At 62.1% G+C, this 16,126-nt stretch carries 15 protein-coding genes; 9 read left to right on the forward strand and 6 right to left on the reverse strand.

Features of this window, described 5'->3' with window-relative positions:
- Positions 1-40: 40 nt before the first annotated feature.
- The 3 genes from LDN75_RS05485 to LDN75_RS05495 are packed head-to-tail and all read left to right on the forward strand — an operon-like array spanning position 41 to position 3,300.
- Positions 41-910, forward strand: coding sequence for a carbohydrate ABC transporter permease (locus tag LDN75_RS05485; protein WP_223937494.1), 870 nt, complete (start codon positions 41-43; stop codon positions 908-910).
- 6 nt (positions 911-916) lie between these two features.
- Positions 917-2,566: an extracellular solute-binding protein gene (locus tag LDN75_RS05490; protein ID WP_346347159.1), complete on the forward strand. Its 1,650-nt coding sequence runs from the start codon at positions 917-919 to the stop codon at positions 2,564-2,566.
- 5 nt (positions 2,567-2,571) lie between these two features.
- The gene (locus LDN75_RS05495; protein WP_223936151.1) at positions 2,572-3,300 is read left to right on the forward strand and encodes a DUF624 domain-containing protein; all 729 of its coding nucleotides are present in this window, start codon (positions 2,572-2,574) and stop codon (positions 3,298-3,300) included.
- Between the two features lie 82 nt (positions 3,301-3,382).
- On the opposite strand, the gene LDN75_RS05500 is transcribed toward LDN75_RS05495, so the two are convergent.
- From LDN75_RS05500 to LDN75_RS05515, 4 genes are all read right to left on the reverse strand, one after another.
- Complete coding sequence (locus LDN75_RS05500) at positions 3,383-5,533, reverse strand: DUF222 domain-containing protein (RefSeq protein ID WP_223936152.1); 2,151 nt, start codon at positions 5,531-5,533, stop codon at positions 3,383-3,385.
- Positions 5,534-5,597: 64 nt separating this feature from the next.
- The gene (locus LDN75_RS05505) at positions 5,598-6,092 is read right to left on the reverse strand and encodes a DinB family protein (RefSeq protein WP_223936153.1); all 495 of its coding nucleotides are present in this window, start codon (positions 6,090-6,092) and stop codon (positions 5,598-5,600) included.
- Positions 6,089-6,520, reverse strand: a complete 432-nt coding sequence (locus LDN75_RS05510; protein WP_223936154.1) for a VOC family protein — start codon at positions 6,518-6,520, stop codon at positions 6,089-6,091. Before LDN75_RS05510 ends, LDN75_RS05505 begins: the two co-directional genes overlap by 4 nt.
- Before the next feature lie 36 nt (positions 6,521-6,556).
- Positions 6,557-7,318 (reverse strand): SDR family oxidoreductase, encoded by a 762-nt coding sequence (locus tag LDN75_RS05515; protein ID WP_223937495.1) that lies wholly within the window; start codon positions 7,316-7,318, stop codon positions 6,557-6,559.
- A gap of 169 nt (positions 7,319-7,487) precedes the next feature.
- Between LDN75_RS05515 and LDN75_RS05520 the strand changes: the two genes are divergently transcribed.
- Positions 7,488-8,177: a hypothetical protein gene (locus LDN75_RS05520; protein WP_223937496.1), complete on the forward strand. Its 690-nt coding sequence runs from the start codon at positions 7,488-7,490 to the stop codon at positions 8,175-8,177.
- Positions 8,178-8,208: 31 nt separating this feature from the next.
- Here LDN75_RS05520 and LDN75_RS05525 read toward each other — a convergent pair whose 3' ends face one another.
- The gene (locus LDN75_RS05525) at positions 8,209-10,554 is read right to left on the reverse strand and encodes a glycoside hydrolase family 3 N-terminal domain-containing protein (protein ID WP_223936155.1); all 2,346 of its coding nucleotides are present in this window, start codon (positions 10,552-10,554) and stop codon (positions 8,209-8,211) included.
- 200 nt (positions 10,555-10,754) lie between these two features.
- Here LDN75_RS05525 and LDN75_RS05530 point away from each other — a divergent pair, with 200 nt between their 5' ends.
- Genes LDN75_RS05530 through LDN75_RS05545 form a run of 4 tightly spaced genes read left to right on the forward strand, consistent with a single transcriptional unit; the run spans position 10,755 to position 14,644 of the window.
- The gene (locus tag LDN75_RS05530) at positions 10,755-11,861 is read left to right on the forward strand and encodes a Gfo/Idh/MocA family oxidoreductase (protein ID WP_223936156.1); all 1,107 of its coding nucleotides are present in this window, start codon (positions 10,755-10,757) and stop codon (positions 11,859-11,861) included.
- 26 nt (positions 11,862-11,887) lie between these two features.
- Entirely contained in the window at positions 11,888-12,850 is a 963-nt protein-coding gene (locus tag LDN75_RS05535) for a PmoA family protein (protein WP_223936157.1), read from the forward strand.
- On the forward strand, positions 12,850-13,596 hold the full coding sequence (locus LDN75_RS05540; protein ID WP_223936158.1) for a cupin domain-containing protein: 747 nt from the start codon (positions 12,850-12,852) through the stop codon (positions 13,594-13,596). Before LDN75_RS05535 ends, LDN75_RS05540 begins: the two co-directional genes overlap by 1 nt.
- A gap of 25 nt (positions 13,597-13,621) precedes the next feature.
- Complete coding sequence (locus tag LDN75_RS05545) at positions 13,622-14,644, forward strand: LacI family DNA-binding transcriptional regulator (protein ID WP_223936159.1); 1,023 nt, start codon at positions 13,622-13,624, stop codon at positions 14,642-14,644.
- A 15-nt stretch (positions 14,645-14,659) separates the two neighbouring features.
- On the opposite strand, the gene LDN75_RS05550 is transcribed toward LDN75_RS05545, so the two are convergent.
- The gene (locus tag LDN75_RS05550; RefSeq protein ID WP_223936160.1) at positions 14,660-15,088 is read right to left on the reverse strand and encodes a hypothetical protein; all 429 of its coding nucleotides are present in this window, start codon (positions 15,086-15,088) and stop codon (positions 14,660-14,662) included.
- 269 nt (positions 15,089-15,357) lie between these two features.
- Between LDN75_RS05550 and LDN75_RS05555 the strand changes: the two genes are divergently transcribed.
- Positions 15,358-16,095, forward strand: a complete 738-nt coding sequence (locus tag LDN75_RS05555; protein WP_223936161.1) for a GAF and ANTAR domain-containing protein — start codon at positions 15,358-15,360, stop codon at positions 16,093-16,095.
- Positions 16,096-16,126: the final 31 nt, after the last annotated feature.

The raw sequence follows: 16,126 nt of genomic DNA on the forward strand, positions 1-16,126 counted from the left end.
TCTGCGCGCCGCTACGGGGAACGGCGTTCTCCTGAAGGACATGAGAGTGTCCACCGGAATGCGGGTCTTCAGGGCGTTCAACCTGGTGTTCCTGCTGTTCGTAGTATTCCTGACGGTTTATCCATTCTTGAACATCATTGCTCAGTCGTTCTCCAGCGAGGGGTTCATCAACGCAGGGCAGGTCAACCTGTTCCCGATGGGCTTCAACACAGAAACGTACAAGCTGATCCTGGCCGACTCCACGTTCTGGACCAACTACGGAAATACGTTGCTGTACACAGTGGTGGCTACGGCGATTTCGATGGTGCTGACCACCTCGTTCGCCTACGCCATTGCCAAGAAAGACCTCAAGGGCCGCAGCGTCTTCATTGGACTCGCCGTATTCACCATGTTCTTCAACGGCGGGTTGATCCCCAACTACGTGCTCATCAGTTCCCTGGGGATGCGGGATTCCATCTGGGCCGTGGTCTTGCCCAATGCCATTAGCGTGTTCAACCTGCTCATCATGAAGTCCTTCTTCGAAAACATGCCGCGTGAACTGGAGGAAGCCGCATCGATCGACGGTCTCACGCAATACGGCATCCTCTTCAGGGTGGTGCTCCCGCTGAGCAAGGCAATCGTAGCCACCATGGTGCTGTTTTACGCGGTAGCAAACTGGAACTCGTGGTTCCAGGCCTTCCTGTACCTGGATAACCCAGACCTGTTTCCGGTCACTATCTACCTGCGCAACATGATCGCCGGAGTCACTACTGCGGGCTCCGCCGGCGGCACCGCGGAAAACGTTGGCCAAATCGCCGCCAACATCCAGTCGGTCACCATCGTCCTGACAGTCATCCCCATCCTCTGTGTCTACCCCTTCGTCCAGAAGTACTTCTTCTCGGGCGTGATGCTCGGTTCCGTCAAGGAATAACCCCTTATGAAAGGACACCCAATGATCGCCAAACGAGAGTTCCGTAGAAGAGACTTCCTAGGCCTCGCGTCCGTTGTCACCATCGGGCTGATGATGACAAGTTGCGACTCTGAGGCCACTGAGAAGGTGGACACCTCGAAATCCCGCAATGGTGCGATGGACAGCTTCAAGGTAGGTGACACGTTCAAGGCGACGACGCCCTTGACGTTCACCTTCCTGTTCTCCGACCAGCCTACTTATCCGTACAAGAAGGACTGGCTGCTCTTTACCAAGATGGCCAGGGACAATAACGTCACCTTGGAACCAACCATCGTTCCAAACAGCGATTACGAGCAGAAACGGAGCCTTCTCATCAGTTCCGGCAGCGCCCCGGAGATCATCGCCAAAACCTATCCGGGACAGGAAGCCGCGTTTGTATCCGCCGGGGCGGTGCTGCCAGTGAGCGACTATGTGGAACTCATGCCTCACTTCCAGGAGAAGGTCAAGAAATGGAAGCTCGAGCCAGAGATCGAAGCACTCACGCAGGAAGACGGCAAGTACTACGTTCTTCCGGGTCTGCACGAGGAACTGTGGCCCGATTACTCGCTGTGCTTCCGCAAGGACGTCCTGAAGAAGGAAGGCCTGGCCGAGCCCACAACATGGGACGAGTTCCGTGAAGTGCTGCGGTCGCTCAAAAAGGCGTATCCCGACGTCGTACCTTTCTCTGACAGGTTCAAGGGCGACAGCGTGCTGAACATCGCGGCACCAACGTTTGGCACTGTGGCAGGCTGGGGCCTGGTGGACGGGCTCCTGTTCGATCAGGACAAGAAGGAGTTCGGCTTTGCGGCAGGCTCAGAGAAGTTCAAGGACCTGGTGACCTACTTCAACTCGCTGGTCTCCGAAGGTCTGATGGATCCTGAGAGCTTCACCCAAACCGACGACTCCGCCATCCAGAAGTTTGTCTCCGGCAAGTCGTTCGTGATCAGCGCCAATTCGCAGAACGTCATCACGTACCGCACATCCATGGAACAATCCCTGGGCAAGGGCAACTTCGAGATCGGCAAGATCACGGTTCCCGGTGGACCCGCAGGCGACGTCATCGGTGGCACCCGGCTGGAGAATGGCATCATGTTGAATTCGTCCGTCAAGGACAAGGACAGCTTTGTGGCACTTATCCAGTACATCGACTGGTTGTTCTACAGCGACGCGGGCCAGGAATTCAGCAAATGGGGCGTAGAGGGCACAACCTTTACCAAGGAGGGCGGCAAGCGGAAGCTGGCGGCCGACATCAACTTTCAAGGTCTCAATCCCTCCGGCACCAAGGACCTGCGGGTGGACTACGGATTCTCAGGCGGAAACTTCGCTTACGGCGGCGCTACGGAACTCCTGCAATCCACGTTCAACGACGAGGAGCTGGCGTTCCAGGAGGCCATGAAGTCCAAGAAGCCCCGCCCGGTTGCTCCACCGGTACCCTTCAACGACGTCGATCGCGAGCAAGCTACCCTGGCACTCACCCCATTGAAAGACCACGTCAAGCAGAACACCCTCAAGTTCATCACCGGGCAGCGTGGTGTCAGCGAGTTTGGCGCCTACGTCAAGGAGCTGGACAGCAAGGGGCAGAGCAAGTACGTCGAGCTCGCGAACAAGGCATACAAGGCCTACGCGGATAAGAAGTAGTTCTGATGGCAGCCACGAAAGCAGAGTTTGGATCCGGGACGTTGTTCAAGGCAGCTGGAACGGTGTACGGCATCATGGTTGGCGATGCATTGCTGGTGCTCGCCAACGCACTGCTTGTGCTCATACCGGTGCTGGTTGGCGTCGTTGGGCCGTTGGCATTGATTCCGTTGGCATTGATTCCGCTGGTCCTTGTGGGGCCCTCATTCGTGGCTGCCTGCTACGCGTTCAACCGGCTGTTGGCAGGCGAGGACACCGGAGTTTTTCATGACTTCATGAAGTCGTACCGCAGCAATTTTGGCCAGGCCGTGGTGGTTTTGCTGCCGTACCTCGTGGTTCTTGTGGCCATTGCTTTCAACCTGAGTGTCCTGCCAGGTTCTTTGAACGCCGCGTTGTTGGGTTCAGGCGGAGGAATCGATCCTGTCCAAATCGCAGCACGAATTGGACTGGTGGGGCTCGGGCTCATGGTCTCCGCCGCAGCCGTCAACGCTATGCTCCTCCTCTCCCGCTTCACGTTCCGGACGCAGGACATTTACCGGTTGTCTGTATACACCATGGGCGCGCAGAGGCGCATATCGCTGGGGAACGCAGGGATAATTTTCGTTGCAGGCTTCGTGCTGATGGCTACCACAACCTGGCTGATCCTGTTCGTGGCGGGAGCGTTGGTGTATCTGATCTGTCTGAACTCCCGACCACTGCTGAAGTTTGTGGAGGGCAAGTTCACGTCAGCTGTTTAGGCAGCATTCAATATCCAACCACTATCCACTATCCCTTTCTTTGACGTTGCCCTTCTTTGACGTGCTCTTCTTTGTGGCGCCTTTATGTTCTGAGGGGTGTGTGGTGGTGGTTGCGGCGTGGTGTTTGGTGGGGGTCGATGTGTGGTGGTGGGGTGAACCAGGGCACGCCGGTGTTGGTGGTGATGGTCCAGTGTTCTTTGTGGATGAGGTGGTGGTGGTGGCTGCAGAGCAGGGTGCCGTTTTCGGTTCCTGTGGTGCCGCCGTGTGACCAGTAGGTGATGTGGTGGGCTTCGCACCAGGGTGCTGGCATGGTGCAGTCGGGGAAGGCGCAGCCTTGGTCCCGGGCGGTGATGGCTTTGCGGATGTGGGGTGGGAAGATCCGGGTGGTTCGGCCGATGTCCAGGACCCTCGATTCGGTGCCGAGCAGGACCGGGATGATGTCGGCGTCGCAGGCGATTTTGCGGATGGTGTTGGGGTGGATCGGGCCGCTGAATGTGGCGGCGCCGGAGCTGGGCCGGGTTCGTTGCGGGCCGGGTTGATTCGTGGGGGTGTTGGCCGGGCGGGTTCGGGTGTTGGTTGCGCGGTTGGGGGTGTTGGCCGTGTTCGTGAGTTCCTGGAGGAGGTCGTGGTGGTTGATGGTGACCATGACCTGGGGCCGGAGTCCGCCGTTGGCTGGCAGCTTGCCGGTGGTCAGGGCGACACCGCAGGCTCCGACGAGGCCGTCGAGGAGTTTCTGCGCGCGGGAGCGGCGGTCCAGGTCCGGGCTGGCTGATCCGTTCCGGCCACGACGCTGACCGGCAGGCTCACCAGCTTGGCCGCCACTGTTCGTACCCGGCCCGCCCGTGCCCGGCCCGCCCGTGTCCGCTTCGTTCGTGTCCGGCCCGCCCGTGTCCGGCCCGCCCGTGTCCGGCCCGCCCGTGTCCGGCCCGCCCGTCGTGTGGTTGTCCCCGGGGGTGTCGCCGTTGCCGGTGTCGCCGTTGCCGGTGGTGAGGCGGGGGTTGGTGGCGGTGTTCATGGCGGTGGTGAGTGTTTCGTATTGTTCGGTGGTGGCGAAGATTTCCAGGTGGTGCAGTCCGTGGCGGGGTTTGCGGATGAAGGTGCCTTGGAGTTGGCGGAGGGTTTCTTCGCTGGGTTCGGGCCCGTCCTGGTCGATCGAGTCGGTCCAGCGTTTGGCTATTTTGAGGACGAAGTCGGGATCGGATTCACGGGCGGTGGTGGTCAGGGCTTGTTCCATTCCGGCGAGGGTGTCCTCGTCGGTGAGGAGCTGTACTTTGTCCAGGGCGGCGCTGATGATGGTCGCTGAGCGGGTGGGTATCTGCGTGGATTCGAGGGCCTTGGCAAGGATTTCGCGGCGGGGCGGGATGTGTTGTCCGGCGATGCCGACGCGGGGGAGCGCTTGGGCTGCGAGGGCGAGCCGGCGCCTGGCTTCGCCGATGCCGATCCTCAGGCGGGCGCGCAGGAATTCCGCGGCGTTGCGGTACCCATCATCCACCACCGCGGCAGCATCCGCCGACCCAACAGCAGCAGGCCCAACAACGGCAGGCCCAACAACGGCGGGCCCAACAACAGCGGCAGGCCCAACAGCGGCGGGCCCAACAGCGGCGGGCCCAACAGCGGCGGAGTCCGGACCCGAGGTTGCGGTCCCGGCCCCGGCCCCGGGTTCGCGTTCAAGTTCGGTTGTGGTTTCGGTCCAGCCTGTCCGCCATCTGGTGCCCGCGGCGGAGGAGTGTGCCTGCTGGGCTTCCTGCCGGGTCCGTTCCACCGCCTGGGCCGCGACCACCTGAAGGTACTCCACGGTCCGGGCGATCTCCTCCACCCGCCCGGCGAAGTGTGATGCCTCAACAAACCCGAACAGCCGGGCTTCAGTGGCGGCCATCCCGCGTGGGCCATCCAAAGCAGAGACCAGGGTTTCCATGGCGCCGGCTAGCGAAGGCGGGGTGGGCTCTGAGTGCACGTGTCCATGGCCGGTGCCTGGTTGGGCCGGACTGGCGGTGGCATCCAGGGTTTCATCCGGGCCGGGAGGGGAATGCGGTGCACTCCTTATCGAATCGAGCCCGCGAAGCAGCTCAGCGCGCCTGGGATTATCCGCTCGTGTCAGCATCGACGTCGAACTCTTGGATGCCATGGCAAGCCGGGTAGGCGCTCCCATGCTCCGCATCCTGGCCCGGGAGAGGGCACCACCGTCACCGGAGGCTACCGCCCCACGTGCCGCGAACTGCCCAACCCTTTCCATGAATCAACCCTCCCACCAGGGTCTGACATTTTTAGCGTCCCCGCGTAAAACCGAAAAATTGCTACTATCTGGTCACTTGCTCACGGAGGATGTCCGCATGGCCGCAGTGCTGCGCGAGCTCCCGCAGCATGTGCAGATACACCCAGCGGAGGGGGAGCGGGCCTCGTCGATTTCCGAGCACGAGGTCGTCCAGCCCCACATTCGAGGCGGCCCGCCGCGAGGCCTCGCACGCTTGGCGATGTGCCTGCTGAATGCTTGCGATGGAGTCAGTGTCCTCGAGAATAAAAGACTCGTCAGGCGTGGCTGGGATGCCGATCTCGCTCCGGGACCGGCATGAGATGGCTTCATCGAACCAAACCTTTTCCACGAATGTGGCGTGTTTTACCAATCCCAGCAGCGTTGTTCGCGAAGGGACCAACGAGCGGCGCGCTTGCTCTTCAGTCAGCCCGTCCAGAGACTCGGAGAGTGCTCGCCGATGCTCATCAAGGAATGCATCGAACTGGGCCCGGGCGTCTTGGTTGATGACGTCGTCAGCGAAGGTCGGCGGGAAGTCGCTCATCCGAAAACCACCGTGCCGTCGTCGTCGATCCTCCAACCTGGGTTGTGCGCGATCTCCCAGACAATGCCGTTCGGATCCTTGACGTGGCCGTGGAAAATGCCCCCAAAAGCGCTGGACTGGGCGGGCTTCAGCACGGTTGCGCCTGCAGATACCAGTTGCTCGATGGTGCTGGATACCTCGGCAGCGCTATCGACATTATGCGAAAGGGTCACGCCGCTGACGCTGCTCGTAGGAACGCCGCTGGCCAGGTCTTGGTCGAACTTTTCAGCATCGAAGAGTCCGAGCATCAAACCCGGCCCGACCTGGAAGAAGATAATCTCCCCGGGCACGTCCATGAGCGGATCCCAACCGAGTCCGTCCTTATAGAACGAACGGGCATGGTCGAGATCCGCCGTGGCAAACGTGATGAAGTGCAGTCGCTGGTCCATACGGGACATCGTAGCCACAGGGTACGACGGCGGAACTTAGCTCAAGTGCTGACGGGCGCCATTGAGGTGGGAAGCCGGGGCAGCGAACAGGGCAGAGACGTGGTCCCCAAGCTCGTTGACGTGGGTGTAGCCCGGGAACTTTCGGTGCGGAGCAGCTTCCCGCATGGCGTCGTCCAGCAGAGCCTTGACCACGAACACCACAGCAGCCGACGTCTGTTCCTTGGGCTCAGTCTTGTGGCCGGACTGGGCAGCCTCGAAGCCATCTGCGACGCCGAGAACCCAGGCTTCCGAGGCGGCCTTGATTGCAGCGTAGCTGGCACCGGATGCTGTGGGCTTGGCTGCGGCGACAGCCGAAACGATGGCCAGGCGCCCACGCGGTGATGCCTCCAGATCGGAGTAGAACGCACGAGAGGTGTTGCGAAGGGTCGTCATGATGCTGGTGTGCAGGACATCCCAGTCCTCGTCCTTCTGGCCGACGATTCCCTCGCCGCCACGCCAGCCGCCGACGAGGTGAACCAGCCCATCCACGGCTCCGAACTCGCTCCGGATTGAACCTGCCAGGGCCTCCACCGATTCGGGATCCGCAAGGTTGCAGGTGTAGGGCACCACGCCGTCGTGGGAGGCTGCGAGTGCTTCGAGGCGGGCGGCGTCCAGATCGACGGCGGCGACGCGCGCCCCCAGCGCAACCAGCGAGCCGACAACAGCTTGACCCGCGGCGCTGGTGGAACCCGCAACGACGACGTTGAGGGGCTGAGTGGATGGGGCGCCGGATGCCACGTCGTTGTGGTCATTCGTGATTGGCAATGTGTGTCCTTCCGAAGGGAAAAGTTGGTCAGAAGGAGCCTACCGAGGATCCAGACTGGCTTATCAATAAATGGGCGTAGGATAAGAATCTCTCATGCTCACGCAGGTCTGGCTCAGCCTGAGCCCACGGACGGGATGGGCCTGGAAGTGGGAGGATGAATCTGTGGAACCCCTCTTCGACTTCCTTGGCAGTTACTGGTGGCTCATTTTCCCTATCGGCGGGATGGCTGGCGGGTGGGCAAGGTCGTGGTCCAAAGCCAGCGAAGAGCGCCATCGCCGCAAAGTTGAGTTGTACAAGCTGAAGAACCAGCTTGCGGTGCACGAGCAAGCCAACCAGGCCGAGGTGGTCTCGCTGATGGCTACGCAAGATGCAGTGAACCACAAGTGGCTGGACTACGAACTGGACGTTGGAAAGCTCATTGACTATCCGCTGATGACTGACGTCCGCGAACCTCTGACTGTCGCATTCCTCCGAGCCAAAAAGGAAGCGGATGGACTTCGGCCAGCCGCTCCGCAGGACATGACGACGCCGGCCCGGCTGGCTGAGTATCGTGCCGCTGTCCACAGCTTCGAACTCGCTTTCGATGTGGCCGAACGCGAAGCGAGACGCATCAAGGACTCCAACTTCACCGGGCCCGAACGTCAACGACTGGCAACGGCGAGGAAGCTGCTGCGTATTGCAGAAGACTCCGCAGCTACCCCGGCCGAACGGCAGACGGCGTACAAGCGTGCGCGCAAGGAACTCGACGGCCTGATCGTCCTTCCGGAAGCGACCGTTGCCGCGCTCGAAGGCAGAATCGCTGGAATGCTCGGCGTGCGACAAGACCCTGACACCGACGCGCGCATCGCTTGACGCCCAGGGCCAGGGTCCGGAAGCCATAGGGCTACGCCAATGCCCGCACCTGAACCGGCGTCAGCATCTCGCGCTCAAACCCCACCACACGCCGCGGCCCGTGCAGGATCACCTCATGGGTCTGCACATCACAGGTACTCGACGTAGAAACATGCAGTTTCACCAAGCCAGGTGTCACCACGCGCTGGAGGTCCAGCCCCGTGAAGGACGTGCGGTCCGCGTGGACCACAAAATCCACGACGGCGGACGCGCCGGCTTCCAGCTCCACGCGGGCGTAGCCGATGAGCTCGCGCATGGGACGAACCACCTCGCCTACAGGGTCCTCCAGGTACAGCTGCACCACTTCGGCGCCGCCCACGCCGCCGACATTGCGCACCGTACAACTGACGGTGACCGAGTCCGACGTCGACATTGCGGGAGAGCTGCACTGGTGGTCTGAGAGCTCAAAGCTGGTATAGGACAGGCCGTGTCCGAACCCGAAAAGCGGCGACGGGTTCAGTGCGCTCACTTCAGTAGGTCCTGCCAACCGTGAGTGAAGGTAGGTTCCGGGTTGGCCGCCGGGGGAGCGCGGCACGGAGACCGGCAGCTTTCCGGAGGGATTGACGACGCCAGTCAGCACGTCCCAAAGTGCCTCGCCGCCCTCTTCGCCCGGGAAGAAACCTTGAACGATCGCATCGGCCCGGTCTACGAAGTCACCCAATGCATAGGGTCGCCCGCTCAGTACCACTACGACAACGCGCGTCCCGGCCTCGGAAGAAGCTGTGAGGATCCGGTCCAGCATGTGGTGCTGGTCCCCGGGAAGGCGGAGATCGGCGGCGTCGTTTCCTTCGCCTGAGGTGCCCCGGCCGAACAGTCCAGCGTTGTCGCCAACAACCACAACGCAGGTATCACTGGAGGCAGCGACGTCGCACGCTGCGGAAATCTCGGCCTCCGAGGCTGATTCGCAATTCCCCGTCACGGACCTCGTCACGGACTGGAAACGGGAGGAAGCCACACCCGCAACTGTAGGCACGTAAATTCCCATCGGCACATCCGGGTGGGATGCACCCACATGCGCATCAAAGGAGTAGCAGCCGAGCATCGCGAAGGGGTCGTCAGCCAGCGGTCCAACAACGCCGATGGTTCCGGAGCCCGAAAGTGGCAAAGCCGGCGCCCCTGAAAACGGTCGATTGCTCAGCAACACCAACGACTGTGCTGCGAGCTGACGGGCCAACGCCCGGTCCTCGGCAGGATCCAGTTCAAGAGGGCCGGAAAGGGCAGCTGGCGCTACAGAGAAATCAGGCGACAAAAGACCAAGCTCGGCCTTCTGGGTAAGAACCCGTCTCAGTGCCGAGTCAACCACGGATTCGTCCACGGCACCCTCACGGACCCGCTCCGCCAGCGGCTCACCGAAGCAGTTGACGGTGGGAAGCTCAACGTCGACGCCGGCCCGCAGCGCCAGCACCGCGGCGTCACCGGAATCGGCGGCCACACCGTGCGTGACGTCCAGGAACGCAACACCAAAGTAGTCGGCCACCACCGTGCCGGCGAAGCCCCACTCCTCACGGAGCAGCCCGGTGAGTAGGTCGCGGTTCGCGGCGGCTGGTACGCCGTCGACGTCGGTATAGGCGTGCATCACGGAACGCGCGCCGCCGTGCCGGATCGCCATTTCAAACGGCGGCAGCATGACGTCGGCGAGTTCGCGGGGGCCCATGGAAACGGGGGCGTGGTTGCGGCCTGCCTGGGAGGCGGAGTAGCCGACGAAGTGCTTGAGGGTGGCGACAATTCCGGTGGATTCGAGCCCCTGGACGTAGGCGGTGGCTACCGTGCCCACCAGGTAGGGGTCCTCACCGATGGTTTCCTCCACCCGGCCCCATCGGAAATCCCGGACGACGTCGAGCACGGGAGCCAGGCCCTGATGGACGCCCAGGTTACGCATCGACGAGCCGATCCTGACCGCCATCTCCCGTACCAAAGCGGGGTTGAACGTGGCACCCCAAGCCAGGGGGACCGGGAAAGCCGTTGCCTTCCACGCCGCCAAACCGGCCAGGCATTCCTCATGCACCTGCGCCGGAATTCCGAACCGGGACGCTGCCATGATCTGCTCCTGCGCGGCCGCAAGGCGCCGGGCGCCCTCGGATGGCTCCACCGGGACGGTGCCGTACATGCGCGTTATCTGGCCCAACCCATGGGAGATGACCTCGTCCCAGGAGCGCGTATCGCCCGCCATCTGGCTCTGGAGGGGTGCCACGGAATCGCCGTCGCTGGAGGCGTTGACCCACACGCCCACCAGTTGGGCGAGCTTTTCTTCCAAGGTCATTTCCCGGATGAGGTGTTCTACCGCGGCCGGGATGGGGACGCGGGCAAGTGCTTGCTGTTCAGCGGCGCCGCTGCTCACAGGTTTCTCCTTGGGTTGATGGGCGATTTTTAGAAACTATCAGAAACTTACAATTAGTTTCTAGGGCCAAAATGTGTTGATTTACGAGCAGATTCTTCATAGCGTTGACGCATCACGGTGCCAACGCGGGCAGTTGGCATGGTTGATAATCAGAAACTTTCGGACACTATTCGAGTAAAAACCCGTTGGAGAAACCTCATATGCAGACGTACAGAGTGGCCATCGTTGGAACGGGCGGGATCGCTGCCGTGCACGCGTCCAACCTGGCCCGCACCGACAACAGGGCAGAGTTGGTGGCTGCGTGCGACGTCGACGACGCACGGCTGCAGGCTTTTGCCGATGAACACGCAATCGCTGGCCGATACCAAAGCCTTACCACGTTGCTTGCCGAAGCCAAGCCGGACATCGTGCACCTTTGCACTCCGCCGATGATGCACATCGATCATGCCATCGAGTGCCTCGAAGCGGGTGTGCATGTCCTGTCCGAGAAACCACCAGCGCTCAGCCTCGCGGACTTCGACCGCCTCAACGACGCCCAAACCAAGGGCGGCGCGCAGTTCTCCTGCGTCTTCCAGCACCGCTTTGGCGATGCATCGGCGGCAGCACGTTCCTTGATCGGCGGAAGCGACTTCGGACGTGCCCTCGTTGCCCGCTGCGACACGCTCTGGTACAGGCCGGATGAGTATTTCGACCTCCCGTGGCGGGGCACCTGGAAGGCGGAAGGCGGTGGTCCAACCATGGGCCACGGCATCCACCAGTTCGATCTCCTCCTTCACCTGCTCGGCCCTTGGGAAGAAGTCACGGCCATCGCCTCCCGGCAAGCCCGGGCAACGTCCACCGAGGATTTCTCGGCCGCCTTGGTGCGCTTCGAAAATGGTGCCGCGGCCACAGTCATCAACTCCCTGCTCTCGCCCCGCGAAACCTCGGAGATCCGCGTCGACTGCGAGTTCGCCACCATCGAGCTCAGCCACCTGTATGGCTACGGCACCAAGGACTGGACCATCACGGCGGCACCTGGCCATGAGGACCATGTGGCGGGTGCTTGGTCTGCTGAACCTTTGGAGCGGGGGAGCGGCCACTCGGCACAGTTCCTGGCGATGTATGACGCGCTCGACGCCGGACTCCCGCTCCCAGCCGGAGCGGACTCAGCGAGGCAAACACTTGAGTTCGCTGCCGCAATCTACGCCTCCGCCTTCACAGGGAAGCCGGTTCGCCGCGGGGAAATCGTTCCTGGCCACGCTTTCTACGCAGGCATGGATGGGGAGGGCCGCGGGACGCGCGTCCTGGCTTCCACTGCCCGCTCCTGAACCACCACCGACTCAACGGAGAATCAATGACCACGTCAGCCCAAACCGCCCAGAGCACCGCCCTCAGCTATTTCGACGACGGCCGTTCCCTGACTTTCAAGGCCGGTGGCCAGAACATTGCAACATATACGTACCGCCCCACCGACGAACAGTATGAAAGCCCCCGCCCCTTCTTCCACCCGCTCACCACCTTGGGCGGCGACGAAGTTACTATCTCCCGCCCGTGGGACCACGTCTGGCATAAAGGACTTTCCTGGGCGCTGCCAAATATGGGGGAGCACAACTTCTGGGGTGGCGCGACGTACACACGCGAGACCGGCTACGCGAACCTGGACAACAACGGCGCCATGAACCATGAGGCCTTCAGTTACATCGAGGAATCTGCGTCTACGATTTCCGCCGCTGAGTCCCTGCTCTGGACGGCGCAGCCAACCGGGCCCGGTCAACAGGGTTTGCCCCTCGTCAGGGAGCAGCGCCGCTTTGCCATCCAACTGCTGCCAGCTGGAAACTCGTGGGCACTCCTTTTCGAAACCGGGATGAGCAACGTCTCCGGCGCTGAGATCGGCATCGGAAGCCCTACTACGGAAGGTCGGGACAACGCAGGGTATGGCGGCCTGTTCTGGCGCGGTCCCCGGTCCTTCACCGGCGGCGAGTTCCGCTCCTCAGCGGGGACTGGTGCGGACGAGTTCATGGGCACGCGGTCACCATGGATTGCTTTCACCGGCCAGCACGACGTCACTTGCCGGAAGTCGAGCATCATGTTCGTGGAGGACCAGGCCAACGTGGGTGCACCCAACCAATGGTTTGCCCGCTCGTCGATGTTCGCCTGCCTGGGGTCCGCGCCGTTCTTCAGCGAAGTAGTCCCGCTAAAGGTCGGGGAACCGCTCAAGTACCGGTACGCCGTCGTGATTGCTGACGGTTCCCTTGAGGATGACCAAGCCGCTGCGCTCGCGGACGCTGCCACGGCCGCATTGGATGGTTGGGCCTAATGTGCACTTCATTCCCGGGCGCAACTGCCGTGTCCGAAGTCAGCATCTACAACTGGCCAAGTGAGGACGGTGAGGCCGGCGGGTCACCGCACCTGCACACGGCATCGGCGGAGGCGTACGTCGTCCTGGAAGGAACCGGCCGACTGGAGACGCTGGACTCGCGTGGCTTCACTACTACGGATCTGGCACCAGGCACGGTGGTCTGGTTCACGCCTGGAACTGTCCACCGCGCGATCAACGATTCCCTGGACCTCAAGGTGCTGATCGTCATGCAGAACGCCGGTCTTCCCGAGAACGGCGACGCAGTGATGACCTTCCCGCTGGAGCACCTGGTTGACGTCGAGACCTACTCGCGCGCCGCTGTGCTTCCGTCCAAGGACGCTGACGGCGGTGACCCGGCTGCGGAGGCGGCTGCGCGGCGTCGTCGGGACCTGGCTTTGGAGGGGTATCTGGAGCTGAAGGAGGCCGTGATGAAGTCCGGCGTTTCGGCGTTGGCCGAGTTTCATGCCGCCGCTGTCCGATTGGTGAGTGACCGGGCCGGAACGTGGCGCGGCTATTTGGCCGAAGGGGCGGCGCGGCAGGCCGAGCTCACCCAGGGCAATTTGGACTCTCTCGAGTCGATGGAAAGTTTCTACTTGCAGGACTCGAGGACTACGATGGGCGAACGGAAAACCCGCAGGATTTATGGCATGTGCGGCCGAATCCAGACATGGGAACTTTCCGAAACTATTGCCGCTGGGGGGTGATCCCCGGCCGAAAGGGGTGCGTTCCATGGTGACCAAGCAGGACTCTGGGCGGGCGACGATCAGCGAGATCGCCCGCGAAGCCGGAGTGTCCGTGCCCACGGTTTCCAAGGTCCTTAATGGCCACGCCCATGTGGCAGCGGCTACGCGCGCCCGGGTAGAAGAAATCATCGCCAAGCGCGACTATGCCCGCAGGCCGGCAAAGCGCAGCAAGAAGGCTGGGCTCGTTGACCTCGTGTTCCCGGGGCTGGCCTCGGAATGGGCATGCGAAATCATTGAAGGCGTTGAGCGCGTGGCCCAGGAAGCCGGGTATGGCACCGTGGTCAGCAGCCTGTCCCTGGACGGATCGCGGATTCGCCCGTGGCTGGCGAACCTCGCCGAGCGGAAGTCCGACGGCGTGTTGCTCGCCGTGTACGAACTGGACTCCAAGCAGATCCAACGCATAAAGGCCCTCGGAATCCCGGTGATCCTGATCGACCCCGTAGGCCAGCCGGGGCCGGACCTCATGACCGTGGGCGCTGCGAACTGGGATGGCGCCTTCTCAGCTACCGAGCATCTTTTGAAACTCGGTCATAAGCGCATTGGCATGATCGGCGGCCGCGAGGACCTGCAGTGCAGTGGCGCCCGTGAAGACGGATACCTGGCTGCCCTGCGCCGGGGTGGTGTTGAAGCTGATTCTTCGTTGATGGTGCCGGGCGATTTCTCCACGGAATCCGGCGCCCGTGGGACCGAGGCTCTCCTGGCCTTGGATGACAGGCCCACCGCCATCTTCACGGGCAATGATGCACAAGCCCTCGGTGCCTACCGTGCTGCTCGTTCTGCGGGGCTGCGGATCCCGGAGGACCTCTCAATCATCGGCTTCGACGATATCCCTGCCGCTGAATGGATCGAACCAGGCCTCACTACGGTCCGCCAGCCCGTGGTCCAGATGGCTGAGACGGCAATGCGCGCGCTACTCCGGCATCTCGAAGGCGACGAGGAGTTGCCGCAGCGGATCGAGCTCGGAACGGAGCTTGTGGTGCGGGGCTCGACGGCGGCGCCACGCCCTTAAGGGTGCGGCTGGAGCTTAGCCCCGGCCCATGCTCGTCGACGGGTCTTGGTCGCCTTCGGAGGGGTCTGCCCGGAGTTCGTCCGGGGTTCCATCCGGCAGGCCTGCCGGTCCGGGGACGTCGCCCGAAGGGGCCTGAACGTTGTCGTCCGTTTCCATGCCTTGGCCAGTAGCGGCGTCGGGTCCTGGCTCGTTCTGGCGTTCGCCGGAGTCACTCGCAGCTGTGTCGCTCGTAGCTGCATTGTGACGCGGGGTTGTCGGGTTGCCCTGGTCAGGCGACTCGGAGTCCATCGCGTTTGAACCTTCGCTGATGGAGGAGTGGACTTGGATGTCGTCATCCTTCGCGCCGGGCTCGGGCACATGTTGATCGTCCACTGGATCCGAGGTGCCGGCCAGGTCTTCCATCGCGTTTTCGGCGGCTTTGCGGATGCTGTCTTCAACGCCCATCAGATGTCTCCTTTGCACGAATGGGTCCGGTGCTCGGACTCGAATAATATAGTAAGCCTACTTACTTTCTGTTCGATGTAACACCCTGCCCGGATTGACAAAGTGACCCAATCAGGTTCGTCAATCTGCAGGTCAACGCATGGAGTGCCGCACTTTGTACCGTTGATCGTTGGAGGATATGGTGTCTTCAGACCGTTTTGCAGAGGGCGGCGATATTCGCTCCTTTGCTGTCTGCTGGGGACGCTTTTCAGTCAGTAGGAACGTGCCACATGGTCAACCCCCGCCCCGAGCAGGAAGCTCTCCAGAACGGATATTTTCTGGATCTCGTCCTGGGCAGCGAAGACGTCGAGGCTTTTCTCGGCGATCTCGCTTCTTTCTCGGCAGAGAGCCTCTCACACCGCAAGTCCCCTGTTTATTGCGGCATCACAGTCCTTCGGCGCAAGAAGTCAGCCACGGCTGCCAGCAGTGACGACCGTGCCCGCGTCATGGACGAACTCCAAAACACCTTTGAGGGACCGTGTCTTACGGCCATGGACAAGCTGACGTCTGTGTTGGTCCCGGACCTTCTCCGCGAACACCGTTGGCCGGAATATGTCGAGGCCGCTTCCCATCAGGGGCTTCGGTCCATCCTGAGCGTGCCGCTGCTGGTCGAGGGGGATACCCGTGCTGCTCTCAATCTATACTCCGAGCGGACCCACGCGTTCAGCCACGATGACGTAGAACGTGCCGAGGTGTTTGCTTCGCATGCTTCCAAGTCCTTGCGGCTCGCGTTGAAGATCGCCCAACTCAGCGATGCACGGAACGATCTCGCCGCTGCGATGCAGTCGCGCACGGTGATCGACCTGGCCGTGGGCGCCATCATGGCGCAGAACCACTGCAGCCAGGAGGAAGCATTCACCATCCTGCGTACGGCGTCCAGCAATCGAAACATCAAACTGCGGCATTTGGCCCAGTCGATCATCGCCGCAGTGTCCTCGGGGAAGGTTACAACCCACTTCGAGGAGTAGGGCTGGGATTCTGCAGGATCGTTCCCTCGAC

This window comes from Arthrobacter sp. StoSoilB5 (assembly GCF_019977235.1).
GTDB lineage: Bacteria > Actinomycetota > Actinomycetes > Actinomycetales > Micrococcaceae > Arthrobacter.